25 protein-coding genes and 2 tRNA genes are annotated in these 23,801 nt (G+C 68.5%); 20 read left to right on the top strand and 7 right to left on the bottom strand.

Annotated features, from left to right (window positions below; all coding sequences use genetic code 11):
- Positions 1–3: 3 nt before the first annotated feature.
- On the bottom strand, positions 4–855 hold the full coding sequence (locus EV651_RS30975; RefSeq protein WP_133788791.1) for a 3-methyladenine DNA glycosylase: 852 nt from the start codon (positions 853–855) through the stop codon (positions 4–6).
- Positions 852–1,334 (bottom strand): GNAT family N-acetyltransferase, encoded by a 483-nt coding sequence (locus tag EV651_RS30970; protein ID WP_238157294.1) that lies wholly within the window; start codon positions 1,332–1,334, stop codon positions 852–854. The genes EV651_RS30975 and EV651_RS30970 overlap by 4 nt, the downstream gene beginning before the upstream one ends.
- Positions 1,335–1,375: 41 nt before the next feature.
- Between EV651_RS30970 and EV651_RS30965 the strand changes: the two genes are divergently transcribed.
- The 11 genes from EV651_RS30965 to EV651_RS30915 all read left to right on the top strand — a co-directional run bounded on the left by EV651_RS30965 (position 1,376) and on the right by EV651_RS30915 (position 10,413).
- On the top strand, positions 1,376–2,164 hold the full coding sequence (locus tag EV651_RS30965) for a fumarylacetoacetate hydrolase family protein (RefSeq protein ID WP_133788789.1): 789 nt from the start codon (positions 1,376–1,378) through the stop codon (positions 2,162–2,164).
- Positions 2,157–3,671, top strand: a complete 1,515-nt coding sequence (gltX, locus tag EV651_RS30960) for a glutamate--tRNA ligase (RefSeq protein ID WP_133788788.1) — start codon at positions 2,157–2,159, stop codon at positions 3,669–3,671. Before EV651_RS30965 ends, gltX begins: the two co-directional genes overlap by 8 nt.
- On the top strand, positions 3,671–4,582 hold the full coding sequence (locus EV651_RS30955) for a CPBP family intramembrane glutamic endopeptidase (RefSeq protein WP_133788787.1): 912 nt from the start codon (positions 3,671–3,673) through the stop codon (positions 4,580–4,582). The genes gltX and EV651_RS30955 overlap by 1 nt, the downstream gene beginning before the upstream one ends.
- 117 nt (positions 4,583–4,699) lie before the next feature.
- Positions 4,700–4,771, top strand: a tRNA-Gln gene (locus EV651_RS30950).
- 78 nt (positions 4,772–4,849) lie between these two features.
- Positions 4,850–4,925: transfer RNA gene (locus tag EV651_RS30945), tRNA-Glu, on the top strand.
- Between the two features lie 192 nt (positions 4,926–5,117).
- On the top strand, positions 5,118–6,431 hold the full coding sequence (locus tag EV651_RS30940) for a sugar ABC transporter substrate-binding protein (RefSeq protein WP_166658845.1): 1,314 nt from the start codon (positions 5,118–5,120) through the stop codon (positions 6,429–6,431).
- A gap of 10 nt (positions 6,432–6,441) precedes the next feature.
- Positions 6,442–7,302 carry a carbohydrate ABC transporter permease gene (locus EV651_RS30935; RefSeq protein ID WP_202870586.1) on the top strand — a complete coding sequence of 287 codons (861 nt, stop codon included), beginning with the start codon at positions 6,442–6,444 and terminating at the stop codon, positions 7,300–7,302.
- Positions 7,299–8,117, top strand: a complete 819-nt coding sequence (locus EV651_RS30930) for a carbohydrate ABC transporter permease (RefSeq protein WP_133788785.1) — start codon at positions 7,299–7,301, stop codon at positions 8,115–8,117. Before EV651_RS30935 ends, EV651_RS30930 begins: the two co-directional genes overlap by 4 nt.
- A 9-nt stretch (positions 8,118–8,126) precedes the next feature.
- Positions 8,127–9,044 carry a nucleoside hydrolase gene (locus EV651_RS30925; RefSeq protein ID WP_238157293.1) on the top strand — a complete coding sequence of 306 codons (918 nt, stop codon included), beginning with the start codon at positions 8,127–8,129 and terminating at the stop codon, positions 9,042–9,044.
- The gene (locus EV651_RS30920) at positions 9,028–10,020 is read left to right on the top strand and encodes a LacI family DNA-binding transcriptional regulator (protein ID WP_166658844.1); all 993 of its coding nucleotides are present in this window, start codon (positions 9,028–9,030) and stop codon (positions 10,018–10,020) included. The genes EV651_RS30925 and EV651_RS30920 overlap by 17 nt, the downstream gene beginning before the upstream one ends.
- A 9-nt stretch (positions 10,021–10,029) precedes the next feature.
- Positions 10,030–10,413 carry a VOC family protein gene (locus tag EV651_RS30915; protein ID WP_133788783.1) on the top strand — a complete coding sequence of 128 codons (384 nt, stop codon included), beginning with the start codon at positions 10,030–10,032 and terminating at the stop codon, positions 10,411–10,413.
- On the opposite strand, the gene EV651_RS30910 is transcribed toward EV651_RS30915, so the two are convergent.
- Positions 10,414–11,133: an IclR family transcriptional regulator gene (locus EV651_RS30910; RefSeq protein WP_130387568.1), complete on the bottom strand. Its 720-nt coding sequence runs from the start codon at positions 11,131–11,133 to the stop codon at positions 10,414–10,416.
- A gap of 109 nt (positions 11,134–11,242) precedes the next feature.
- Between EV651_RS30910 and leuC the strand changes: the two genes are divergently transcribed.
- The 4 genes from leuC to EV651_RS30890 all read left to right on the top strand — a co-directional run bounded on the left by leuC (position 11,243) and on the right by EV651_RS30890 (position 15,458).
- Positions 11,243–12,667 (top strand): 3-isopropylmalate dehydratase large subunit, encoded by a 1,425-nt coding sequence (gene leuC, locus EV651_RS30905; protein WP_133788782.1) that lies wholly within the window; start codon positions 11,243–11,245, stop codon positions 12,665–12,667.
- A gap of 14 nt (positions 12,668–12,681) precedes the next feature.
- A complete protein-coding gene (leuD, locus tag EV651_RS30900) occupies positions 12,682–13,281 on the top strand; it encodes a 3-isopropylmalate dehydratase small subunit (RefSeq protein ID WP_133788781.1) in 600 nt (199 codons plus the stop codon).
- A gap of 275 nt (positions 13,282–13,556) precedes the next feature.
- Complete coding sequence (gene corA / locus EV651_RS30895) at positions 13,557–14,723, top strand: magnesium/cobalt transporter CorA (protein WP_133788780.1); 1,167 nt, start codon at positions 13,557–13,559, stop codon at positions 14,721–14,723.
- A 168-nt stretch (positions 14,724–14,891) separates the two neighbouring features.
- Entirely contained in the window at positions 14,892–15,458 is a 567-nt protein-coding gene (locus EV651_RS30890) for an HU family DNA-binding protein (protein WP_133788779.1), read from the top strand.
- A gap of 132 nt (positions 15,459–15,590) precedes the next feature.
- Here EV651_RS30890 and EV651_RS42010 read toward each other — a convergent pair whose 3' ends face one another.
- Positions 15,591–15,797: a hypothetical protein gene (locus tag EV651_RS42010; protein ID WP_202870585.1), complete on the bottom strand. Its 207-nt coding sequence runs from the start codon at positions 15,795–15,797 to the stop codon at positions 15,591–15,593.
- Position 15,798: 1 nt separating this feature from the next.
- Complete coding sequence (gene cofC / locus EV651_RS30885) at positions 15,799–16,470, bottom strand: 2-phospho-L-lactate guanylyltransferase (RefSeq protein ID WP_134011130.1); 672 nt, start codon at positions 16,468–16,470, stop codon at positions 15,799–15,801.
- 16 nt (positions 16,471–16,486) lie between these two features.
- Between cofC and EV651_RS30880 the strand changes: the two genes are divergently transcribed.
- The 3 genes from EV651_RS30880 to EV651_RS30870 are packed head-to-tail and all read left to right on the top strand — an operon-like array spanning position 16,487 to position 19,193.
- Complete coding sequence (locus EV651_RS30880; protein ID WP_133788778.1) at positions 16,487–17,281, top strand: 1-acyl-sn-glycerol-3-phosphate acyltransferase; 795 nt, start codon at positions 16,487–16,489, stop codon at positions 17,279–17,281.
- The gene (locus EV651_RS30875; protein WP_133788777.1) at positions 17,278–18,282 is read left to right on the top strand and encodes an NAD(P)H-dependent glycerol-3-phosphate dehydrogenase; all 1,005 of its coding nucleotides are present in this window, start codon (positions 17,278–17,280) and stop codon (positions 18,280–18,282) included. Before EV651_RS30880 ends, EV651_RS30875 begins: the two co-directional genes overlap by 4 nt.
- Positions 18,279–19,193, top strand: a complete 915-nt coding sequence (locus tag EV651_RS30870) for an aminoglycoside phosphotransferase family protein (protein ID WP_202870584.1) — start codon at positions 18,279–18,281, stop codon at positions 19,191–19,193. The genes EV651_RS30875 and EV651_RS30870 overlap by 4 nt, the downstream gene beginning before the upstream one ends.
- Here EV651_RS30870 and EV651_RS30865 read toward each other — a convergent pair.
- A complete protein-coding gene (locus EV651_RS30865; protein ID WP_133788776.1) occupies positions 19,190–20,308 on the bottom strand; it encodes an ROK family transcriptional regulator in 1,119 nt (372 codons plus the stop codon). The two genes, EV651_RS30870 and EV651_RS30865, sit on opposite strands and share 4 nt — an antisense overlap.
- 74 nt (positions 20,309–20,382) lie before the next feature.
- Between EV651_RS30865 and EV651_RS30860 the strand changes: the two genes are divergently transcribed.
- Together EV651_RS30860 and EV651_RS30855 are read left to right on the top strand one after the other, a co-directional pair.
- A complete protein-coding gene (locus EV651_RS30860; RefSeq protein ID WP_238157292.1) occupies positions 20,383–21,483 on the top strand; it encodes a Gfo/Idh/MocA family protein in 1,101 nt (366 codons plus the stop codon).
- Positions 21,484–21,494: 11 nt separating this feature from the next.
- Positions 21,495–22,502 carry a sugar phosphate isomerase/epimerase gene (locus EV651_RS30855; protein WP_133788775.1) on the top strand — a complete coding sequence of 336 codons (1,008 nt, stop codon included), beginning with the start codon at positions 21,495–21,497 and terminating at the stop codon, positions 22,500–22,502.
- Positions 22,503–22,557: 55 nt separating this feature from the next.
- On the opposite strand, the gene EV651_RS30850 is transcribed toward EV651_RS30855, so the two are convergent.
- The gene (locus tag EV651_RS30850) at positions 22,558–23,724 is read right to left on the bottom strand and encodes an MFS transporter (protein WP_133788774.1); all 1,167 of its coding nucleotides are present in this window, start codon (positions 23,722–23,724) and stop codon (positions 22,558–22,560) included.
- Positions 23,725–23,801: the final 77 nt, after the last annotated feature.

Here is a 23,801-nt window from a genome sequence, read left to right as displayed (position 1 = left end):
AGGTTAGCGGAGCAGCTCGTCGCAGAGGGCGACCAGCTTCGCGCGGAGTGGGCGGGCGCGGTCGGCGAAGGTGCGTTGGGCGGCGGTGTACTCCGCTTTGCCTTCAGGGGTTTCGATCTGCACGGGGGAGTAGCCGAGGGGGGCCAGGTCGTACGGCGATGCGCGCATGTCGAGGGTGCGGATGTCGCGGGCGAGCTCGAAGCACTCCAGGAGCAGTGAGCTGGGCGTGAAGGGCATCAGCTTGGTCGCCCACTTGTAGAGATCCATGTTCGCATGCAAGCAGCCGCCTTGTTCCAACGCGGGCTGGGACTCGCGGTCGGGCTGGAGGGTGTTCAGGGGACGAGCAGGCGTCGTGAAGAAGCGGAACGCGTCGAAGTGCGAACAGCTGATCTTGTGCGATTCCACGACCTGATCGGTGCCCTCGGCACCTAGCCGGAGCGACCAGGCGGCATGCCGTACGTCGGGAGTCCGATAGACCATCGCCCACTCGTGCAGACCGAAGCAGCCGAACTGGGCCGGCCGGTCGAGCGTCGATGCGAGCAGCCGGCGGATCCACGTGATGCTGTCCGCGCGGCGTTCGATCTCGGCCGGATCGAGCGTGGCAGTCCCGTCGACGACGACGTACCCGCGCCGATCGCGATACGACGCAGCGTCTTCCAGGCGGATCCCAGGACCCGGGTGCCAGACGCGGAGCTGGTTCGGCCGCGTCGGGTAGTAGGTGAAGAGGAAGTCCTCGACCGGATGCGCTTCCCGGCGGCGCCGCCGTTCCAGGTGGTCCGCCAGCAGTACGTCGACGCGCGCGGCGTGATCCTCGGCGTACGACGACCACTCGGCGAAGGGCAGCGTGATGCTCATAGGTCCAGGGCGAACGCGTACAGCTCGAGGCCGGGGATGGGGGACCAGTCGCGTTCAGGCAGGCGGACGAAGCCGAGGCGCTCGTAGATCCGGTGCGCCGTGGTCATGTAGACGGCGCTGCTCAGGACGAGTCGCCGGTGCCCGAGCTCACGCGTTCGCGAGATGCAGCGCTCGGTCAGCGCGGTCCCGATCCCCAGGCCCCGCGCGCGGGCCGCGACGCCGAGCATCCGGAACTCGCCCTCGTCGTCCCGGCCGATCTCGCGGTAGACCGAGCCGACAGGACAGTAAGTAACAGAGCCCAGCAGACCGGACGAGTCAGCCGCGACCCACAGTTCCGCTTTCGCGGCCCGGTCCGCGGCTGCACGGAGCGTCATCGCGTACTCACCGCGAACGAAACCGTCGTGTGAGTACGCCTCCACGGTCAGCTCGCCAACCGTGTCGTACTCGGCGGGAACGGCCAGGCGGATCTCAACAGTCACCAGCTAACTGTCTCACTCCGCACCCCCGGTAGGCTCGGCCCGTGCGTATCGCCAGATTCTCCGTGGACGACGAGCCGAAGTACGGCGTCGTCGAGACCGACGACCCCGAAGGCCTCGTCGGTACTGTCAACGTCCTCGACTCGGACCCGCTCTACCGGTCGGCGCAGTTCACCGGGGAGAAGCTGCAGCTCGCGGACGTCCGCCTGCTCGCGCCGGTGATCCCGCGCAGCAAGGTGGTCTGCGTCGGCCGCAACTACGCGGCGCACGCCGCGGAGCTCGGCAACGACGTACCGACAGCGCCGCTGATCTTCCTGAAGCCGAACACGAGCGTGATCGGCCCGCGGGACGGCATCGTCTACCCGGAGCAGACCAATGATCTGCACTTCGAGGGCGAGCTCGCGATCGTGATCGGCCGGATCTGCCGGGACCTGCCCAAGGAGCGGGTCAACGAGGTGATCTTCGGCTACACGGTCGCGAACGACGTGACCGCGCGCGACCTGCAGAAGAGCGACGGGCAGTGGGCCCGGGCCAAGGGCTTCGACACGTTCTGCCCGCTCGGTCCGTGGATCAGCACCGAGCTCGACGTGTCCGACCTGCGGGTCAGCACCGAGCTGAACGGCGAGCCCAAGCAGGACGGGCGGACGTCGGAGTTCATCTTCGACATCCCCGAGGTGCTGGCCTACATCACCTCCTTCACCACGCTGCTGCCCGGTGACGTGGTGCTGACCGGCACCCCGGCCGGCGTTGGCCCGATGCTGCCCGGTGACGAGGTCTCGGTCAGCATCGAAGGAATCGGAACCCTGACGAACAAGGTGATCGTGCGTGACTGACGCCGTACTGGGCGATCTGGAACCGAGTGCCGTCAGGGTCCGCTTCCCGCCGTCCCCGACCGGCATGCTGACCGTCGGCAACATCCGCAGCGCCCTGTTCAACTGGGCCTTCGCCCGGCATTTCGGCGGCACGCTGGTGCTCCGCATCGAGGACACCGACACCTCCCGGAACACCGAGGAGGGCTACCGGTACACGTACGACGCGCTGCGCTGGCTCGGCCTGAACTGGGACGAGGGCCCCGAGGCCGGCGGCGATTTCGGCCCGTACCTGCAGTCCGAGCGGATGGACATCTACGCCGACGTCGTCGCGAAGCTGATGGCCGCCGGCAAGGCGTACCACTGCTACTGCTCGCAGGAGGAGCTCGACCAGCGCCGCGAGGAGGCCCGCACCGCCGGACAGCACAGCGGGTACGACGGCCACTGCCGCAACCTCTCGCCCGAGCAGGTCCAGGCGTACGTCGACGAAGGCCGGCGGACCGTGGTGCGGCTGCGGATGCCGGACCACCCGATCGTGTTCGACGACCTGGTCCGCGGCGAGATCACGTTCCTCCCGGAGAACCTCGGCGACTACGTCCTGGTCCGGGCGAACGGCTACCCGCTCTACCCGCTGGTGAATCCGGTCGACGACGCGCTGATGGAGATCACCCACATCCTCCGCGGTGAGGACCTGCTGCCGTCGACGCCGCGGCAGATCGCGCTGTACGAGGCGCTGGCGGAGATCGGCGTCGGCAGCGGCCGGACGCCGCGGTTCGGGCACCTGCCGATGGTGATGGGCGAGGGCAACAAGCGGCTGTCCAAGCGGGACAAGGGATCGGGGCTGACGGAGTACGTCGAGCGCGGGTTCCTGCCCGAGGGGCTGCTGAACTACCTGGCGCTGCTGGGCTGGTCGATCGCCGAGGACCGGGACGTGTTCACGATGGCGGAGATGGTCGAGGCGTTCGACATCCGCAAGGTGAACTCGAACGCGGCCCGCTTCGACCCGAAGAAGTGCGAGGCGATCAACGCCGCGCACATGCGGCTGCTTCCGCAGGAGGAGTTCGCGCAGCGGATGATCCCGTTCCTGGCCGCGGCCGGCGTGCTGGCGGAGCAGCCGTCCGAGGAGCAGCTCGCGGTACTGCGGGCCGCCGTACCGCTCGTGCAGGAGCGGATGAACACGCTGTCGGAGTCCGACGAGATGCTCGGGTTCCTGTTCGTCGACGAGGACGCGTTCAGGGTCGATCCGGACGCTGCCGCGAAGGTGCTGACCGGCGACGCGCACGCCGTACTGGACGCGGCCGCCAAGGCGCTGGCCGACCTGGAGGACACCGAGTGGACGACCGAGGCGATCGAGGCCGCGCTGCGGGCATCGCTGATCGACGGGCTCGGCCTGAAGCCGAAGAACGCGTTCGGTCCGGTCCGGGTGGCGATCTCCGGCCGCCGGATCTCGCCGCCGCTGTTCGAGTCACTGGAACTGCTCGGGCGGGAGAAGTCCCTGCACCGGCTCGAGCGCGCTCGCCGTACGACGTGATGAGCAAGCAGACCACGCCGTACCAGCGGCTCCTCGACAACGACATCACGCCACGCGCGTTCGTCGTACTGGGTTCGTTCACGATCCTGGTCGGCTGGATGATCGCCGGCGTCGTGATCCAAGGCGTGCAACTCGCGATCCACAAGGACGCGGAGGGGACGATGTCTTGGTTCGGGTTGCTGGGCGTCAACCTGACCCTGATCTCCTTGATCCCGTTGTCGGTGTTGGTCGCCCGTGCGCTGAACAAGCAGACTCCGGGCCTGCTGTCGTCGGTGGTCGGCCGGCTGCGGTGGCGTCCGCTGGCCTGGTTCGCCCTGGTCTCGGTCGGGCTCGAGTTGGTGGCGTTCGCGATCATCCAGGTCGGCAACGTCCCGCTCGCCACCGGTGAACGCCACGGCGGCGGTGTGGCGCCGGATGCGATCGCGGTCATCGCGATCACGCTGCTGACCTCGCCGATCCAGGCCGCGGGGGAGGAGTACTTCTTCCGCGGGTACCTGCTGCAGGCCGTCGGGTCGTTCGTGCGGAGCTCGCTGGTGGTCGTGATCGTCACTGGGGTGCTGTTCACCGCGGCGCACGGGATCTGGCCGTGGCAGAGCCCGGCGCTGTTCGTCGACCGGCTCGTGTTCGGTCTGGTCGCAGGGCTGCTCGTCATCCGGACCGGCGGTCTGGAGGCCGGCATCGCGTCGCACGCGGCGAACAACGTGGTGACGTTCGTGTTCGCGGCGCTGACCAACACCGTCGGGGCGAGCTTCGGCGTGAAGGACGCGCCCTGGCCGCTGGTGACGATCGACGTGGTGAAGTTCGTGGCGTTCGGCGCGATCGCGTGGTGGATGTCCGGGCGGATGAAACTGGCCAACTCCTCCGAGCTGCCGTTGACCGCGCTGCCGGTCGCCGGCCCGGGACGGGTGTGACGGGAGTGACAACCCGCCGCGAGGGGCCCGTTTTGCTGTCCGGTCCCTGCCTCGGGTAAGCTCTCCGAGCCGGGTTGATGAGGGCGGAAACAAACTCTCGACCCAGTGAAATGCCTTTGGGGTATGGGGTAATTGGCAGCCCGTCTGATTCTGGTTCAGTTAGTCTAGGTTCGAGTCCTAGTACCCCAGCGGATTGGACCGCGCCGGTGAAAATCGGTACAGTTCAACCTCGTTGCCCGGGCCGCCAGGTCCGGATGACACACCTCTGGCCCCGTTGTGTAGCGGCCTAGCACGCCGCCCTCTCAAGGCGGTAGCGCGGGTTCGAATCCCGTCGGGGCTACCAGAGTCGAGCGCCTCCCATCACTCGGTGGGAGGCGCTCGTGCGTTCGGGACCGGAGCGCCGCGGGTCTCCGGAAGTTTTCTCGCACCAGGCGCCAACTATGTTCCGGAAAGCTGCGCGGATCCTGGACATCTCGAGATCTAAGCGCTTAGAGTCTAAGCGCTTAGACCTCTCCTGCCTGGAAAGGGGATCGCTGTGCGGCGAAACCTCTTCGCTCTTCCGGCCGTGGCGGTTGCCACGGCCCTGCTGCTGGCCGGTTGCGGCGGTTCCCCCGACGACTCGTCCGGTGCCGGCGCGACGGCCGACCCCGGTCCGGAGACCGGGACCATCACGTTCACGGGTACCGACAACGCCGAGACGTACCAGCCCGTGATCAAGGCGTTCGAGGCGAAGAACCCCGGGATCAAGGTGACCTACACCCAGATCCCGTTCGACCAGTTCAACGCGACCATGCAGCAGCGGCTGAGCGCGAAGGACGCCGGGATCGACGTCTACACGGTCGACGAACCGCGGGTCTCACAGCTCGCCGCGAAGGGTTTCCTCACCGATCTCAGCGACGTCGACGCCAAGGTGAAGACGTCCTTCAGCACTACGGCGTACAAGACCAACCACTTCCGCGACAAGCTGTGGTCGTTGCCGATGTGGAACTCGACGCAGTTCCTCTTCTACAACAAGACCGCGCTCGCCAAGGCCAAGGTGACGCCGCCGACCGCGGACCCGGAGCAGCGCTGGACCTGGGAGCAGGTCGAGGCCGCCGGCCGGAAGGCGATGCAGTCGGGCGGCACGAAGTACGGGCTGTTCCTGGAGCAGCCCGAGGCGTACTACCAGCTGCAGCCACTGGCCGAGTCGCTCGGCGGCGGATCCGGCATCGAGGGCGACGACGCACTCACTCCGGCGGTCGAGACCGACGGCTGGAAGAAGGCGATGCAGTGGTACGGCGCTACGTTCGCGAGCGGACTGTCGCCGCGCGGCATCGGCGGGTTCCAGACCGGCCCGGTGTTCGCGGCCGGTGACGTCGCGTTCTTCGTCGGCGGTCCGTGGGACCTGAAGATCTTCGGCAGCTCGAAGGTCGACTGGGGCGTCGCCCCGATGCCGTACTTCCAGGGCGGCAAGCCGGTCACGCCGACCGGTTCGTGGTCGGTCGGCATCAACCCGGCGTCGAAGCAGCAGGGGATGGCGCGCAAGTTCGTCGAGTTCGCGACGCTGGACCCGGCCGGCAACCTGGCCACCACGAGTACGACGACGATCATCCCGGCGAACCTCGAGGCGCAGCAGCAGTACACACCGCAGATGGACAAGTTCTCCGGCGCCAAGACGGCCGGTGCCGCCGCGATCACGACGTACGAGAGTGAGCACACCGCGGTGTCGCGGCCGGTGAGTGTCGGGTACATCCAGTTCGAGGAAGTCATGGGCAAGGCGTTCGCGGACATCCGCAACGGGACCAACTCGGACGCGCGGTTGCAGGAGGCGACCCGGCAGCTCACTGACGCCTGGCGGTCCATCAAATGAGGCCAATCAAGTGAGGCAGCGGCAGGGGCTGATCGCCCTCGCCTTCCTGGCGCCCGCGCTGGTGTGTCTCGCCGTACTGCGGATCGTCCCGGCGATCTCGGCCGTGGTCGAGAGCTTCTACACCGAGAGCCTGCTGCGCGGCGGGCGGGTGTTCGCGGGCCTGGGCAACTACACGGATCTGCTGTCGAACAAGGACTTCCGGCAGTCGGTCGGCGTGACGCTGCTGTTCACCGTGCTGGTGAACCCGATCCAGGTCGCGGTCTCGTTCCTGCTCGCGGTCCTCTTCACCCAGCGGGCCGCGGGTGCGAAGCTCTGGCGCACGCTGGTCATCCTGCCGATAGCCACCCCGCCTGCGGTGTCGGCAGTGATCTGGAGCGTCATCTACCGGCCGGACGGCCTCGCGAACGGCGTCCTCGAACGGCTCGGCCTGCCCGCGCAGCCGTTCCTCACCTCGCCGAGCCAGGTGCTGCCGTCGCTGATCGTCCTGCTGTCGTGGATCGGCGTCGGGTACTGGATGCTGTTCCTGATCGCGGGCATCCAGGAGGTGCCGGAAGAGGTCCGCGAAGCCGCGCTCCTCGACGGCGCGGGTCCGTGGCGCCGGATGGTGTCCGTCGTCCTTCCGCTGGTACGTCGTCCGCTGGCGTTCGTCCTGGTTGCCGACACGGTGTCGAACCTGCTCGTGTTCGCGCCGGTGCAGATCCTCACCAAGGGTGGCCCGAACGGCAACAGCAACCTGCTGATGTACGACGTCTACAGCCGCGCGTACGCGATCGGCGACATTCACGTCGCCCAGGCCGAGGTCGTCATCCTGGTCGCGCTCACGCTGGCGATCGTGGCCGGGCAGTTCCGGCTGCTGCGAGGTGACGAGTGAAGCGCGTCAGCCTCTCGGTGCTCGGCGGCGTCGTCGGCATCCTGTTCTTCCTGCCCTTGCTGTGGGTCGTGACGAACTCGCTGCGCCCCGGCTCGGAGACGTTCGCCAACCTCAATCCGCTGTCCTGGCAGACGTTCCTCGAGCTGCGTCCCACTCTCACCAACTACTCCGCCCTACTGAACAGCGCGATCGGCCGCGCGACGCTCAACTCGATCCTGGTCAGCGCGGCCACGGTCGTCATCGGTCTCGCGGTCTGCGCGACCGCGGCGTTCGGGCTGGCGGCGTTCCAGTTCCGCGGGCGTGGGCTGGTCTTCGGCATCGTCGTACTGAGCTTTCTGGTGCCGTTCGACGCGATCGCGATCCCGCTGTCGACGATGTTCCGGGATTGGCACCTGACCAACACGTTCGCGGGTCTGGTGCTGCCGGGGATCGGTAACGGGATGGCGATCTTCCTGCTGCGGCAGTTCTTCCTCGGCATCCCGGCCGAGCTGGTCGAGGCCGGGCGCCTCGACGGGTTGGGGTGGTTCGGAGTGTTCCGCTGGATCTACCTGCCGCTGTCGAAGCCCGCGTTGATCGGCGCCGGCTTGATGCTGTTCCTCTTCCAGTGGCAGGCGTACGTCTGGCCGCTGCTGATCGGCACTGACGCGAAGCACATCCTCGGCCCGGTCGCGCTGTCCAACCTGCAGGGCCAGAACTTCACCGACTACGGTCTCGTATTCGCGGGCGCCGTGGTCCTCACCCTCATCCCGCTGGTCGTCATCGCCGGCTTCCAGCGGTACTTCGTCCAGTCCGTGTCGAGTACCGGGCTCAAGTAAGGGAGATTCGTGCGATCCATCATTCTCGATACCGATATCGGCTCCGACGTCGACGACGCGATGGCGCTCGCCCAGCTCCTGGGCAGCCCGGAGCTCGACCTCGTCGAGGTGCACACCGTGTACGGCGACACCCGGCTACGGGCCCAGCTCGCCAGGCGGTACGGCGTACTTGCGGGCCGCGACCTGCACGTCGTACCCGGTGAGGCCGAGGCGTTGTCGGGGCGAGAGGTCTGGTGGGCCGGGCACGAAGGCACGCTGCACAACGACCTGGAGCAGGAGACGATCAGCGCGGACAGCGCACCGGAACGGCTGGTCGCCCGGCTCCGCGAGCAACCTGGTGAGCTCGACGTCGCCGCGATCGGCCCGCTGACGAACGTGGCGGCCGCACTGGCCCTCGAACCGCAGGCGGCCTACTGGATCCGGCATCTGTGGGTGATGGGCGGGTCGTTCGGCGACGACGTGTGCGAGCACAACTTCAAGTCCGACGACGTGGCTGCGCGGGCCGTGCTGAGCGCGGGGATTCCGACCACGATCACTGGGCTGGAGATCACCCAGCAGGTCACGATCGAGGCGGCCCGCTTGCAGCGGATCCGCGCCGCCGGACCGCTCGGTGCCGCGCTCGGGGCGGATATCGAGCAGTGGTGGGCGTACTGGAACGAGACGTGGAACGTGCCGCACGATCCGGTGGCGGTGCTCGCGATGAGTCGCCCGGAACTGTTCACGTTCTCCAAGCTCGGACGAGTGTCGATCGAGGTCGGGGGAGAGCGGGCGGGGCACAGTACGTTCGCGCCCCATGCGGACGGCACCGTGCGGATCGTCACCGCGCTGGAGGCCGAGCAGGTGGCCGAGGAGATCACGACGCGGATCGTGGCAGCCGGGACGGCATACCCTGTCGCTCGTGGGGAGATCGATGGCGACCGCACGTGACGTCGCGGAACGCGCCGGCACGTCCACGGCGGTCGTCAGCTACGTCTTCAACAACGGCCCCCGGCCCGTGTCGGCGGAGACCCGCCGGCGCGTGCTGGAGGCCGCGGCGGAGCTGGAGTACCGGCCGAACATCCTCGCCCGGGCGCTGAGCGCGGGACGCACGTACTCGCTCGGGCTGCTCATACCGCAGATCCGCAACCCGTACTTCGCCACGCTCGCCGAGCATCTGGAGAACTACGCGCGCCAGCACGACCACCTGCTACTGATCGGCGACTCGGCCGGCGACCCGGAACAGGAGTCGGCCCACATCGGCTCGTTCATCGAACGCAAGGTCGACGGCGTCGTCCTCGTCTCGCTGCTCGTCGCCCCGGCGATCCAGCGCTTCGCGACCGCCGGCGTACCGGTCGTCGCTCTGCATCCCGTCCCCGACGGCGTGACGGTCTCCACGCTCTCGATCGATTACGTCGCGGGCGCCGAGGCGTCGGCGGATCATCTGCTGTCACACGGCTACCGGACCCTCGGTGTCGTCACGGGCCCCGAGGATTCACCCGGTACGGCGGAACACCGCAGGGGCATCGAACTCGCATTGAAGGCGCATTCGCAAGCCTCGGCCCGGTACGTCGCCGCGCCCGTGTCGCGGTTCGCCGCGCGGGACGCCGTACGGCCGTGGTTCGCGCGGAAGCGGCCGCCGCGGGCGATCTACTGCTCGACGGACGAGCAGGCGTTCGGCGTACTGTTCGCGGCCTGGGAAGCCGGGCTGCAGGTGCCGGACGACGTGGCTGTGATGGGGTTCGACGGCACCAGCGAGTGCACAGTGACGATCCCGCCACTCGCGAGCGTCCGCCAGCCGATCGAGGAAACCGCCCGCCGGGCCGTCGAACTGTTGCTGGACCGCACCAATCCACCGGCAGCCCGCCACGTCCTCGACTACGAGTTGGTTCCCAGCACCTCCTGCGGCTGCACCGAATCCGAGTAGCCTGAAGGAATGGCCGTCGAGTTCAACCACACCATCGTGAACTGCACCGACAAAGATGCCTCGGCCCGGTTCCTGGCCTACATCCTCGGAGTCGGCGAACCGAGCAGTTACGGGCCGTTCGCCGTCGTACAGCTCGCGAACGGCACGACGCTCGACTTCGCCGAGGCCCAGGGGCAGCCGCACCGGCAGCATTACGCATTCCTCGTGAGCGAGGAGGAGTTCGACCAGATCCACGCCCGGATCGTCGACCGCGGACTGACGTACTGGGCCGACCCCTTCCACCGCAGCGAAGGCGAGATCAACACCAACGACGGTGGCCGCGGCCTGTACTGGGACGACCCCGACGGCCACAACCTCGAGATCCTCACCGTGCCGTACGGCGGCTGGCAGTAACTACTCCGAGGCGCGGCGGAGGGCTTCGGAGAGGCGTTCGGCGGCTGCCATGACGGCAGGGGCGTGCATGCGGCCGGGCTGGCGGGACAGACGTTCGATCGGGCCGGACACCGACACGGCCGCGATCACCTTGCCGCTGGGGGAGCGGACCGGGGCGGAAACAGACGCGACGCCCTGCTCCCTTTCGCCGACCGAGTGCGCCCAGCCGCGACGCCGTACGCCGGCCAGCGCGGCAGCGTTGAACGAGGCGTTGTGCAGACCGCGGTGCATCCGCTCCGGGTCTTCCCACGCAAGCAGTATTTGAGCGGCCGACCCGGCCGCCATGGTCAGCTGGCTGCCCACGGGGACGGTGTCACGCAGACCGGACGGACGCTCGGCAGCGGCGACGCACACCCGGTACTCACCCTGGCGGCGGAACAGCTGCGCCGACTCACCGGTGATGTCCCGCAGTCGCGCCAGCACCGGACCGGCGGTCGCGAGCAACCGGTCCTCACCTGCCGCCGAGGCCAACTCGCTGAGTCGCGGCCCGAGAACGAAGCGTCCCTGCATGTCGCGGCCGACCAGGCGGTGGTGCTCGAGCGCGACCGCCAGCCGGTGGGCCGTCGGACGGGCCAGGCCCGTGGCCGCCACCAGACCGGCCAGGGTCGCCGGCCCGGACTCCAGGGCGGACAGTACGAGGGCTGCTTTGTCGAGAACACCGACTCCGCTAGAGTTGTCCATGAGACGATATTGCCGTCTCGAATCGTGGAACGCAAGTCGCTTCAGCTGCCCAATCGAGAGCACTGTGAGCGAGAGCACTTCACCACACACATCCTCGAAGGAGAGTCTGATGGGTAGGACGTTGTCGGAAAAGGTCTGGGATGCGCATGTCGTGCGCCATGCCGACGGAGAGCCCGACCTCCTGTACATCGACCTCCACCTGGTGCACGAGGTGACCAGTCCGCAGGCCTTCGACGGCCTCCGGCTGGCCGGCCGTCAGGTCCGGCGGCCGGATCTGACGATCGCGACCGAGGACCACAACGTCCCGACGTTCGACGTGGACAAGCCGATCGCCGACCCGGTGTCGCGGACGCAGGTGGACACGCTGCGCAAGAACGCCGAGGAGTTCGGCATCCGGATCCACACCCTCGGCGACCCGGACCAGGGCGTCGTGCACGTGATCGGCCCGCAGCTCGGCCTGACCCAGCCCGGGATGACCGTGGTCTGCGGTGACAGCCACACCTCCACGCATGGCGCGTTCGGGGCGATTGCCTTCGGCATCGGTACCAGCGAGGTCGAGCACGTGCTCGCCACCCAGACGCTGATGCAGGCCCGCCCGAAGACGATGGCCGTCACGGTCGACGGCGTACTGCCCGACGGCGTCTCGGCCAAGGACCTGGTGCTCTCGCTGATCGCGAAGGTCGGCACCGGCGGCGGCCAGGGCTACATCGTCGAGTACCGCGGCGAGGCGATCCGGGCGCTGAGCATGGAAGCCCGGATGACGATCTGCAACATGTCGATCGAGTGGGGCGCGAAGGCCGGCATGATCGCGCCGGACGAGACCACCTTCGCGTACCTGAAGGACAAGCCGCACGCGCCGCAGGGTGTCGACTGGGAAGCCGCCGTCGAGTACTGGAAGAGCCTGGCCACCGACGAGGACGCGAGCTTCGACCGCGAGGTCGTGCTGCGCGCCGAGGACATCGCGCCGTTCGTCACCTGGGGCACCAACCCCGGTCAGGGCGTCCCGCTGTCCGCGACCGTGCCGTCGCCGGACGACTTCGACAACGAGAACGACAAGGTCGCCGCCGAGCGTGCCCTGGAGTACATGGGCCTCACCGCCGGTACGCCGTTGCGCGAGATCCACGTGGACACGGTGTTCCTGGGGTCCTGCACCAACGGCCGGATCGAGGACCTCCGCGCCGCGGCCGGCGTACTGGCCGGGCGGAAGGTTGCCGAGGGCACCCGGATGCTGGTGGTCCCGGGCTCCGGCCGGGTCCGGTTGCAGGCCGAGGCCGAAGGCCTGGACACCATCTTCAAGGACGCCGGCGCCGAGTGGCGGGGCGCCGGATGCTCGATGTGCCTGGGCATGAACCCGGACCAGCTGGCCCCGGGCGAGCGCAGCGCCTCGACCTCGAACCGCAACTTCGAAGGCCGCCAGGGCAAGGGCGGCCGCACCCACCTGGTGTCGCCGCTGGTCGCCGCCGCGACCGCCGTCACCGGCACCCTGGCCGCACCGGCCGACCTGCCGCCCGTCGCCGCACCTGCGAACGCCTGAGGAGCAACGGAATCATGGATGCCTTCACCCAGCACATCGGTACGGCGGCCCCGCTGCGCCGCAGCAACGTCGACACCGACCAGATCATCCCGGCCGTGTACCTGAAGCGGGTCACCCGGACCGGCTTCGAGGACGGGCTGTTCGCGGCCTGGCGCAACGATCCTTCGTTCGTCCTCAACCAGCCGGAGTACGACGGTGTCTCGGTCCTCGTGGCGGGACCGGACTTCGGCACCGGATCGTCCCGGGAGCACGCGGTCTGGGCACTGCTCGACTACGGGTTCCGGGTCGTCGTGTCGTCGCGGTTCGGCGACATCTTCCGCGGCAACTCGGGCAAGGCCGGTCTGCTCGCGGCCCTCGTGACGCAGGACGTCGTGGAGCAGCTGTGGACCGTGATCGAGGCCGACCCGGGGACCAAGGTCACGGTCGACCTGGAGAACAAGACGATCTCGGCCGGTGACGTCTCGGCGCCCTTCGAGATCGACGACTACACGCGGTACCGGCTGCTGAACGGTCTGGACGACGTCGGCATCACCTTGTCGCACGCGGACGACATCGCTGCCTACGAAGCGACCCGCCCGTCCTTCAAGCCGGCCACCCTGCCCGCAAAGGCCTGAACTCCCACCAGAGTTATCGCCCCCGTAACGTTCTGCGGGGCGGGGGCGATAACTCCGGTGTTACCCTTCTGGGGTTGCCGAGAACGTGTCAGAACAAGGCTTGCGAGACCGAGGAGGTGAGGCGCTGATGAACAGCGATCCCTCCAGACATACGGGTCTCGCTCGACCTTCGGGGGCCTCCTTCTTCTAGAAGTCGCAGAGTCGCCAGCAGTTGTGGGGTCGAGCAGACGTGCGCGCTCATCACTCACCCGCACCACACTGCTCCTGGAGGACTCATGTCCGACCTGCGCCTGCGTTCGCTCCGCGCGTTCAGCCGCACCTCGTCACTGCGCGCCGCCGCCCGTAAGCACGCCGCATCCGTTGCCGCGACCGCGATCGAGCCGGCCGAGAAGCCGTCCCGCGATCCGCAGAAGCCCAAGGGGCACAGCGTCGTCGACAGCGCGATCTACTGCGGCGGCAACCGGATCGCGTCCCCGCACTCGCTCGCGGAGACGTACGCGGCGCTGCACGCGTCGCCGCAGAGCCTGGCCTGGATCGGCCTGTACCGGCCGGACCGCCGCGAACTCGCCTCGCTGGCACAGGAGTTCGACCTGCACGAGTTGGCGATCGAGGACGCCAACGAGGCGCATCAGCGACCGAAGCTGGAGCGGTACGGCGACACGTTGTTCGTCGTACTGAAGGCCGCGCGGTACCGGGACGCGACCGAGGAGGTCGAGTTCGGTGAGGTGCACGTCTTCGTCGGCCCGGACTTCGTGGTGACGGTCCGGCACGCCGAAGCGCCCAATCTGGCCGCGGTACGGCGTCGTGTCGAGCGCGACCCCGAACTCCTCGGCCGCGGCGCCGAAGCGGTGCTGTACGCGATCATGGACAAGGTCGTCGACGGGTACGCGCCGGTGGTCGCCGGTCTGGAGAACGACATCGACGAGATCGAGACCGAGGTGTTCCGCGGTGACCCGAAGGTGTCGCGGCGCATCTACGAGCTGTCCCGTGAGGTGATCGAGTTCCAGCGCGCGACCCGGCCGCTGGTCGGCATGCTCGAGCAGCTCCGCGGCGGATTCCAGAAGTACGGCGTCGACGAGGAACTGCAACGTTCACTGCGGGACGTGGCCGACCACGTCACCGAAGTGGTGGAGAAGGTCGACGGCTTCCGGGAGTTGCTGCGCGACATCCTGACCGTGAACGCGACCCTGGTGGCCCAGCAGCAGAACGAGGAGATGAAGAGCCTCGCGATCGCCAGCAGCGAGCAGAACGAAGAGGTGAAGCGGATCTCTGCCTGGGCGGCGATCCTGTTCGCCCCGACGCTGATCGGCACCGTCTACGGCATGAACTTCGACAAGATGCCGGAGCTGCACTGGGAGTACGGATACCCCTTCGCGATCGGCCTGATGGCCTTGGTGTGTGGAGGTCTGCACCAGATCTTCAAGCGCCGCGGCTGGCTCTGAAACCCTGCTGACAGCACCGAATCGGGCCGAATCGGGCCAAATTGTGGCACGAATCGCCTAAAACAAGGCCGAATTGCCGCGTTGGTGTTTGTGAACGGCGTGTTGAGTCCATAACGTTCCTGTGAGATCGAGCGCTGTGCTCGACGCCTACGTTCACGGAGGGAAGCAGTGAACAAGAGCCAGTTGGTCGAAGCGCTCGCAGTGCACTTCGACGGAAACCGCCGCCAGGCCCAGCACGCGTTGGAGTCGGTGATCGACACCGTCCAGCGTGAGCTGACCAAGAAGGGCGGCAAGGTCGCCATCACCGGTTTCGGTGCCTTCGAGGCCATCGAGCGTGGTGCGCGCATCGTGCGCAACCCGCGGACCGGTGAGACCAAGCGCGCCAAGAAGACCACGGTTCCGAAGTTCCGCGCGGGTGCGGAGCTGAAGGCCGTTGTCTCCGGTGCCAAGAAGCTGCCGAAGCTGGTAGCCCCGAAGCCGGCCGCGACCGCCACCAAGGCGGCTGCCCCGGCGAAGAAGGCCGCTCCGGCCAAGGCCGCTGCGACGAAGACCGCTGCTGCGAAGAAGACGGTCGCGAAGAAGGCCCCGGCCAAGACGGTTGCCAAGAAGGCTCCGGCGAAGACCGTTGCCAAGAAGGCCTCGGCGAAGAAGGCCCCGGCCAAGACCGTTGCGAAGAAGGCGCCGGCCAAGAAGGCCCCCGCCAAGAAGACCGCGGCGAAGCGCACCGCTCGCTGATCTTCACGCACTGCGGCAAACCGCACAACAGCGAAGGCCGGTCATCCCACTCCAGGGTTGACCGGCCTTCGCCGTGTCCCGAGAAGTGTCCCGAGAAGTGTCGGGAGAAGTATCCGGAGATGCTTGCGGCAACTACACAGCGGTGCCGAACTCCACCTTGGTGATCGCCAGTCCCGCACCCGAACCAGTGGTCTCGATCCGCACCCGCTGGCCCACCCGCAGATGGCGGACCGGGGTGTCCGAGACGGCGTGCACGGTGAACGGCAGCTCGATCCCGGTGTCCGTCAGCACCGCACCGGAGAACGTCTCGCCGTCGTAGCGGCTCACAGTTGCCTGCATGTCAGCAGGCTAGACCCTCGGTCCCGGTCGCGGCACCGAGCACCAGCGACATCACGTCCGCGGTCGCCGGACCCACTCCCAGTTGTACGGCGTGCGCGAGATCGGCGGCCGTGTCGACGTCACGGCGTACCGACTCGATCGCGGTCAGCTCGATCGGCATCGCCCCGGACGCCTGGTGCGCCAGGGCGGAACCCACGCCGAAGCGCGGATCCAGCGCCACCCCGGGCGCCGCGGCGAGCAACGTCGTACCGGTGCCGGGCTGGTCGATCACGAACGAGCGCGGCGCCGTACAGGCCGCGAGAACGGCGGTAAGTTCGGCCGGGCGCAGGGCGGGAAGATCAGCCGAGAGGGCTGCGATTGCGTTGCCTCCGAACTCGGCAGCGGCCACAGTGGCTCCATGCAGCAAGGCTTCGTTGAGACCGGCGGCGGGCAGGTCCGGGACCACGTGTGCTCCGGCGGCGGTCACGTCCGCGGCGACCAGCGGGTCGTCGGTGACCACCAGGACGGCCTGCACCAGGGGAGAGCCGAGAGCGGCCGCAGTAGTGTCGACAGCGAACGCGCGGGCCAGTTCGGGACGGTGCTGAGGGTAGGCCGCAGCGAGCCGGCTCTTCGCGATCGCCGTACGCTTCACCGGGATCACCAGAGTCCAGGGAGCGACCTGTAGGTCTGCCATCAGGCAGGATTCTCCCATGACCGACGGCCAGCACGAGCACCAGGAGGCAGCTGTGGACGCGAGGCAGGCGGACCCACGGCCGCCGCGTGGATTCTGGTTCGGGGTGATCGTCGCGATCGTCAAGCCGTTCATGATCGTGTTCACCAAGTGCCGGTTCACCGGACGGGAGAACATGCCCCGCACCGGCGGCGTGGTGTACGTGCCGAACCACATCTCGCACTTCGACCCGGTGCTGCTCGGGTACTTCATCTGGGAGTGCCGGCGGATCCCGCGGTTCCTCGGAAAAGCGTCGGTGTTCAAGATCCCGGTGCTCGGCAAGATCATCAGCGGTGCCGGGCAGATCCCGGTGTACCGGGACTCCGCGCAGGCCGTGGACGCCTTCCGGGACGCGGTCGCCGCGGTCGAACGCGGTGAGTGTGTGGGCGTTTACCCGGAGGGAACGATCACCCGCGATCCCGAGATGTGGCCGATGACCGGCAAGACCGGCGCTGCGCGGATCGCGCTGATGACAGGGTGCCCGGTGATCCCGATCGCGAACTGGGGCGCGCAGGAGATCCTGCAGTCGTACACCGGCAAGATCCGGATCCGGTTGCTGCCGCGCAAGACCCTGCAGGTGCGGGCCGGTGCACCGGTGGACCTGAGCGCCTTCGAAGGCAAGCCGCTGACCAACCAGCTGTTGCACGAGGCAACCGAGGTGATCATGGCCCGGGTGGCCGAGACCCTCGGCGAACTGCGCGGCGAAACCCCGCCCAAGGAGCTCTACGACCTGCGCAAGGCCCGGAAAGCCGCTGACGGTGAGGAGAACGCATGACGAAGGTTGCGGTGTTCGGCGCGGGGTCCTGGGGTACGGCGTTCGCTGTGGTGCTGGCGAACGCCGGGAACCAGGTGTCCTTGTGGGCCCGGCGGGAGACGTTGTGCACGGACATCAACACCGCGCACGAGAACCCCGACTACCTCCCGGGACTGCGGTTGCCGGACGCGATCACCGCGACGCACGATCCCGCCGCGGCGGCCGACGGAGCGGAGGCTGTCGTCCTCGCGGTGCCGTCGCAGTCGCTGCGCGAGAACCTCGCGGACTGGGCCGGCGTGCTGCCGAACGCCGTACCGCTGGTCAGCCTGATGAAAGGCGTCGAACTCGGTACGACGAAGCGGATGAGCGAGGTGATCGCCGAGCTCACCGGCGCCGGGCCCGAGCGGATCGCGGTGGTGTCGGGGCCGAACCTCGCGCGCGAGATCGCCGAGGGACAGCCGGCCGCGTCGGTCGTCGCCTGTGCTGACGAGGGGACGGCGGCGCGGTTGCAGAAGCTGTGCCATTCCCCGACGTTCCGCCCGTACACGAACAACGACGTCGTGGGCTGTGAGCTGGGCGGCGCCTGCAAGAACGTGATCGCACTCGCGGTCGGGATGGCGGTCGGTCTCGGGTTCGGCGACAACGCCCGGGCGTCGGTGATCACCCGCGGGCTGGCCGAGATCGCTCGTCTGGGTACGGCGTTGGGCGCGGACGAGCACACGTTCTCCGGGCTGGCCGGTCTGGGCGACCTCGTGGCCACGTGTTCGTCGCCGTTGTCGCGGAACCGGACCTTCGGCGAGAAGCTGGGTCAGGGCCTGACGGTCGCCGAGATCGCGAGCGGGACCCGGCAGGTCGCCGAGGGCGTGAAGTCCTGCGCGTCGATCAGCGAACTCGCGCACCATCACGACGTGGAGATGCCGATCGTCGAGCACGTCACCAAGGTGGTCGCCGGCGAGATGACGCCGAAGGACATGCTGTTCAGCCTCGTGTCCCGCTCTGCGAAGTCGGAGCGCTGGGGTTGATCCCGGAAGCGTTCGCGCAGAGCACCCTCGCGCGCGAAGGCGACGCCGGGGCGGCGTGGCTGGCCGAGTTGCCGGCGATCATCGAGGATCTGCTGGAGCGTTGGGACTGCACGGTCGACGGCGAGGTCGCGTACGGCCAGGTCGGCGTCGTCGTGCCGGTGCGCGGTGCTGCTTTGAAGGTGTCGTTCCCGCACCCCGGCAACGATCACGAACCGGATGCGTTCGAGGCGTGGGGCGGTCGCGGGGCGGTCAAGCTGTACGAACGCGACGACGCCCGCTACGCCATGCTTCTGGAGCGAGCCCATCCCTCGACGCTGTTCGAGTACGACCAGGACGTCGTCACGATCGCCGGCGTACTGCATCGTCAGTTGACCATCCCGGCTCCTGACGGCCTGCCGCGATTGTCGGAGCAGGCCGACGGGTGGGCGGAGGCGCTCCGCAAGGACGCCGCCGAGCTGGATCACCCGCTGCCCGCGGCGGTGGTGGACGCGGGCCTCGCGGTCGTCGACGAGCTCGGCCGCGATCAGCCGGAGATCCTGATCCACGGCGACTTCCACCCTCGCAACATCCTCAGCGCGGACCGCGAGCCATGGCTGGCCGTCGACCCGAAAGGCTACGTCGGCGACCCGGCGTACGACGCCGCGATCTTTCTCCGCACCCGGGCCTACCACCTGTTCGCCGGGGGCGGTCTCCTCGCGGACGACCTGCTGCGGCAGTTGCGCGCCGAGCTGGGGCAGTTCGCCGAGGCAGCAGGCATCGATCCCGAACCCATCAGCCGCTGGCTCCAGCTGATCGCCGTACAGTCGTCGTTCTGGGGCCGCCGCCACGGCTTCGGCCGAGCCCGCGGCGGCACCCACCTCGACCAGATCCTCCGCCTGATCGACGAGCTCGCCATCAGCTGGACCGACTAGACCTGCAGGACCTGGTTGAGGACGAGGGTGACGGCGCCCAGGAGGGCGGCGTCGCGGCCGGTCTCGGAGCGGACGACGCGGAGGTGGGTTGTGGCCAGGGGCAACGATCTGGCGTAGATCGCTTCGCGGAGGCCGGCCAGGAGGCTGTCGCCGGCCTGGGAGAGGGAGCCGCCGACGACGATCACGGACGGGTTGAGCAGGCTGACCGCGGCGGCGAGGACCGTGCCGATCTCGCGACCCGCTTGGCGTACGGCGGTGGTCGCGTGCGTGTTGCCGGCTCGGACAAGGTCGACGATGTCCTGACTGGTCTCGACGCCCAGCGCGCCGGCGAGCGCGGCCGCGGAGGCGATCGCTTCCAGGCAGCCGGTGTTGCCGCAGCGGCAGAGTTCGGTGTGTCCGGGCGCCTGGATGTGGCCGATGTCGCCGGCTGCTCCTTGCGCGCCACGGTGCAACCGGCCGCCGCTGATCACGCCCGCTCCGATGCCGGTGGCAACCTTCACGAACAGGAGGTGCTCGACATCCGGGTACGTCGTCGCGTGCTCGCCGAGCGCCATGATGTTCACGTCGTTGTCGACCAGGACGGGTCCGGGGAGCTCCTGGCTCAGTCGGCCCACCACGTCGTACGAGTCCCAGCCGGGCATGATCGGCGGATGGTTCGGCCGCCCGGTGCTGTGCTCGACCGGCCCGGGCAGCCCGACGCCGGTGCCCGCCAGATCGTCCGGTGATCTTCGGGCCTCGCGCAGTAGTGCGTGTCCTGCCTGGGCGACCGCGTCGAGGACGACTTCGGGTCCTTCGGCGATCTCGAGCGGCGTCGTCGACCGATGCAGGATTTCGCCGGCCAGGTCCGTGAGGGCGACGGACAGGTGCGTCGCGCCGATGTCTGCGGCGAGCACGAGCCGCGCGGTCGGGTTGAACCGGAACCGCGCCGGCGGCCGGCCGCCCGTCGACGCCGCCTCACCCGACGGCACCACCAGCCCTTCCGCCAGCAACGCCTCGATCCGCCCGGTCACCGTGGACCGCGCGAGACCACTGCGCTCGATCAGCTCGGCGCGCGTCCGCGGTTGCCCGTCGAGGAGCAGCCGCAGCACCGCGTCCGCCGTACCGAGTTCGCTCATCACCGGACTTTCGTCGTGCAGGGCGTGGACTTTTGCTTGACAGGGTTCAAAAGGGTCCCATAGCGTCCTACGACGTGTCCACCAAACGCCTCAGGGTAGGAATCGTCGGCGGCGGCTTCATGGGCCAGGTCCACAGCAGGTCCGCATTGGTCTCCGGGGCGACGGTGGTCGGTGCGGTCGGCTCATCGCCTGCCAGAGCTGAGGCCGCGGCCGAAGCGACCGGTGCCGAGCGCGGCTTCGCGACCCTCGACGAGCTCCTGGCCGCCGACATCGACGTCGTCCACATCTGTACGCCGAACAACACGCATCGCGACGTCGCGCTGAAGGCTCTCGAAGCGGGCAAGCACGTGGTCTGCGAGAAGCCGCTCGCCACCTCGGTGCAGGACGCGACCGGTCTGCACGCCGCCGCGGTCGAGGCGGGGCTGGTGGGCGCGGTGCCGTTCGTGTACCGCTATCACCCGATGGTTCGCGAGTTGCGCACCCGGATCGCCGCGGGCGACGCCGGCGTGATCACCAGCCTGCACGGCTCGTACCTGCAGGACTGGCTCGCCGGCGCGGACGACCAGAACTGGCGCGTGGACGACACCACCGGTGGACCGTCGCGCACGTTCGCCGACATCGGGTCGCACTGGTGCGACCTGACCGAGTTCGTCACCGGCGACCGGATCGCCGCGATCAGTGCCCAGTTGCGGACGGTACGGGCGCAGCGTGGCGGCGTCGACGTACGGACCGAGGACCTGGCCACGGCGCAGTTCCGGACCGAGGCGGGCGTGGTCGGGACGATCGTGGTCAGTCAGGTCGCGGCCGGCCGGAAGAACCGGCTGTACCTGGAGGTGTCGGGCACCGAGTCGAGCTTCGGCTTCGACCAGGAGGACCCGGATCGCCTGTGGGTCGGTCGTCGTACCGCGTCGCAACTGCTGACCCGCGACCCCGAGACCTTGAGCCCGCCCGCGGCCCGGGTCAACCGGCTGCCGGCCGGGCACGCGCAGGGGTACCAGGACGCGTTCGACTCGTTCGTCGCCGACAGCTATGCCGCCGTACTGGGTGACCGCCCGGACGGACTGCCCGATTTCGCCGCCGGAGCGCGGTCCGCTCGCGTGGTAGACGCCGTACTGCGGTCCGCCGCGGACGACAGCGCCTGGACCACCGTCGAGAATCCTGCCGAGAACTCTTAGGAGCCTGTGAGATGCCACGCCCGATCACACTGTTCACCGGTCAGTGGGCCGATCTGCCGTTCGAGGAGGTCTGTCAGTTCGCGTCCGAGGCCGGGTACGACGGCGTCGAGATCGCCTGCTCGGGGGACCACTTCGACGTCCAGCAGGCCGTTGACGACGACTCGTACGTCCAGGGCCGTAAGGACATCCTGGAGAAGTACAACCTGCAGGTCTTCGCGATCTCCAACCACCTGGTGGGGCAGGCGGTCTGCGACAACCCGATCGACTTCCGGCACCAGGCGATCGTGCCGTCCCGGATCTGGGGCGACGGCGACGCCGAAGGTGTCCGGCAGCGGGCCGCGGAGGACCTGAAGAACACGGCGCGCGCGGCCAACAAGCTCGGCGTGAACACCGTCATCGGCTTCACCGGCTCGTCGATCTGGCAGTACGTCGCGATGTTCCCACCGGTGCCTGCGGAGCGGATCGAGGCCGGATACAAGGACTTCGCCGACCGCTGGAACCCGATCCTCGACGTGTTCGACGAGGAGGGTGTGCGGTTCGCGCACGAGGTGCACCCGTCGGAGATCGCGTACGACTACTGGACCACCACGCTCACCCTCGAGGCGATCGGCCACCGGGAGGCGTTCGGCCTGAACTGGGATCCGTCGCACATGGTGTGGCAGGACATCGACCCGGTCGCGTTCCTCTGGGACTTCAAGGACCGGATCTACCACGTGGACTGCAAGGACACCCGGATGCGGGTCGGCGGCGGCCGTAACGGCCGGCTCGGCTCGCACCTGCCGTGGGGCGACCCGCGCCGCGGCTGGGACTTCTACTCCACCGGCCACGGCGACGTGCAGTGGGAGGACTGCTTCCGGGTGCTGAACTCGATCGGTTACGACGGCCCGATCTCGGTCGAGTGGGAGGACGCCGGCATGGAGCGCAAGGTCGGCGCGGCGGAGGCGGTCAACGTCATCCGCGCACTCGCCTTCGACAAGCCCGAAGCCGCCTTCGACGCCGCCTTCGCCACCGACAAGTAGCCGAACTTGGGGAGGGTTTTCTACCCGAAACGGGCCAAAACCCTCCCCAAGTCACTCAAACAGCGCGAGTGTCGCGGCCAACCACGAAGCCGAGCGTGACTTGTACGGCGGCCAGGGTCGCGAACACGGTCAGCGTCGTACGCCAACCGCCGGTCACCTGGGTCAAGTAGCCCGCGACGACCGGACCGGCAGCGGCCAGCGTGTAGCCGACTGCCTGCGCCATGCCGGACAGCTGTGTGGTCTCGTGGTGGCTGCGGCCGCGGAGGCTGATCAGCGAGAGTGCGGCGACCAGTCCGGCGCCCTGGCCCAGCCCACCGACGACCGCCCAGACGATCGCCAGGTGCGGCGCCAGCAGCAGACCTAGCAGTGCTAGCAGAATCGGCACGCTCGCTGTCATCAACCCGGCCCGCTGGTTGGTCGGATGCTTCAGCAGCAACGGGATACTCAGCCCGCCGATCAGGCCGAACACCTGGAAGACGAACAGATGCACCCCGGTGGACCGCTCCGAGACGCCGCCGGTCGCGATCTCGATGGTCGGCAGCCAGTTCACGAACAGGTAGAAACTCGTGGACTGCAGGCCCATGAACCCGGTCACCAGCCAGGCCATCGGCTGCCGCCAGACGCTCACCGGGGGAGCGCCGTCGTCCGTCGATGCCGGCGGCATCGGCTCCGGCGACAGCGTCCGCGGCAGCCAGATCGCTGCGACCAGTACGGCGAGTCCGCCCCAGACGGCGAGTGACAGCCGCCAGTCGACCGCGTCGGCGATCGGCACGGCGAGGATCGAGGCGATCGCGGCGCCGCCGGTGATGAACGCCGTGTAGATGCCGGTCGCGCGGGACACGTGCGCGGCGTAGTCGCGTTTGATGATGACCGGCACCAGCACGTTGCCGACCGCGATCGCGCCGCCGACCACCGCCGTACCGATCCACAGACCGGCCTGGCCGGTGTACGGGCGGAGCGCGCTGCTCGCCGCGAGCACCAGGAGTGAGACGAACACCGCCCGCTCCATCCCGAACCGCCGCGACGCGAGGTGGACCAGGGGAGACGCGACCGCGAACGCGAGCAGCGGCAGGGTGCCCAACAAGCCCTGCGCCGCCTCACCGAGGTGCAGATCGACACCGATCCGCGGCAGCACCGGACCGACCGCGGTCAAAGCCGGGCGCAGGCTCAGCGCGACCACGAAGGCGGTCGCGGTGATCAGCGCCGACCGCTCTCGAGCCATTGGTTCGGACACTACCGCCACAACACACCTCTCTCCTTGTGCAGATGTCCTACATTTACACAGTACGCTACGCGTGG

Origin of the sequence: Kribbella sp. VKM Ac-2571, assembly GCF_004362255.1 — a bacterium.
Taxonomy (GTDB): domain Bacteria; phylum Actinomycetota; class Actinomycetes; order Propionibacteriales; family Kribbellaceae; genus Kribbella; species Kribbella pratensis.
Note: the sequence above shows the minus strand (reverse complement) of the source record. Positions and strands in the feature narration are given on the sequence as shown.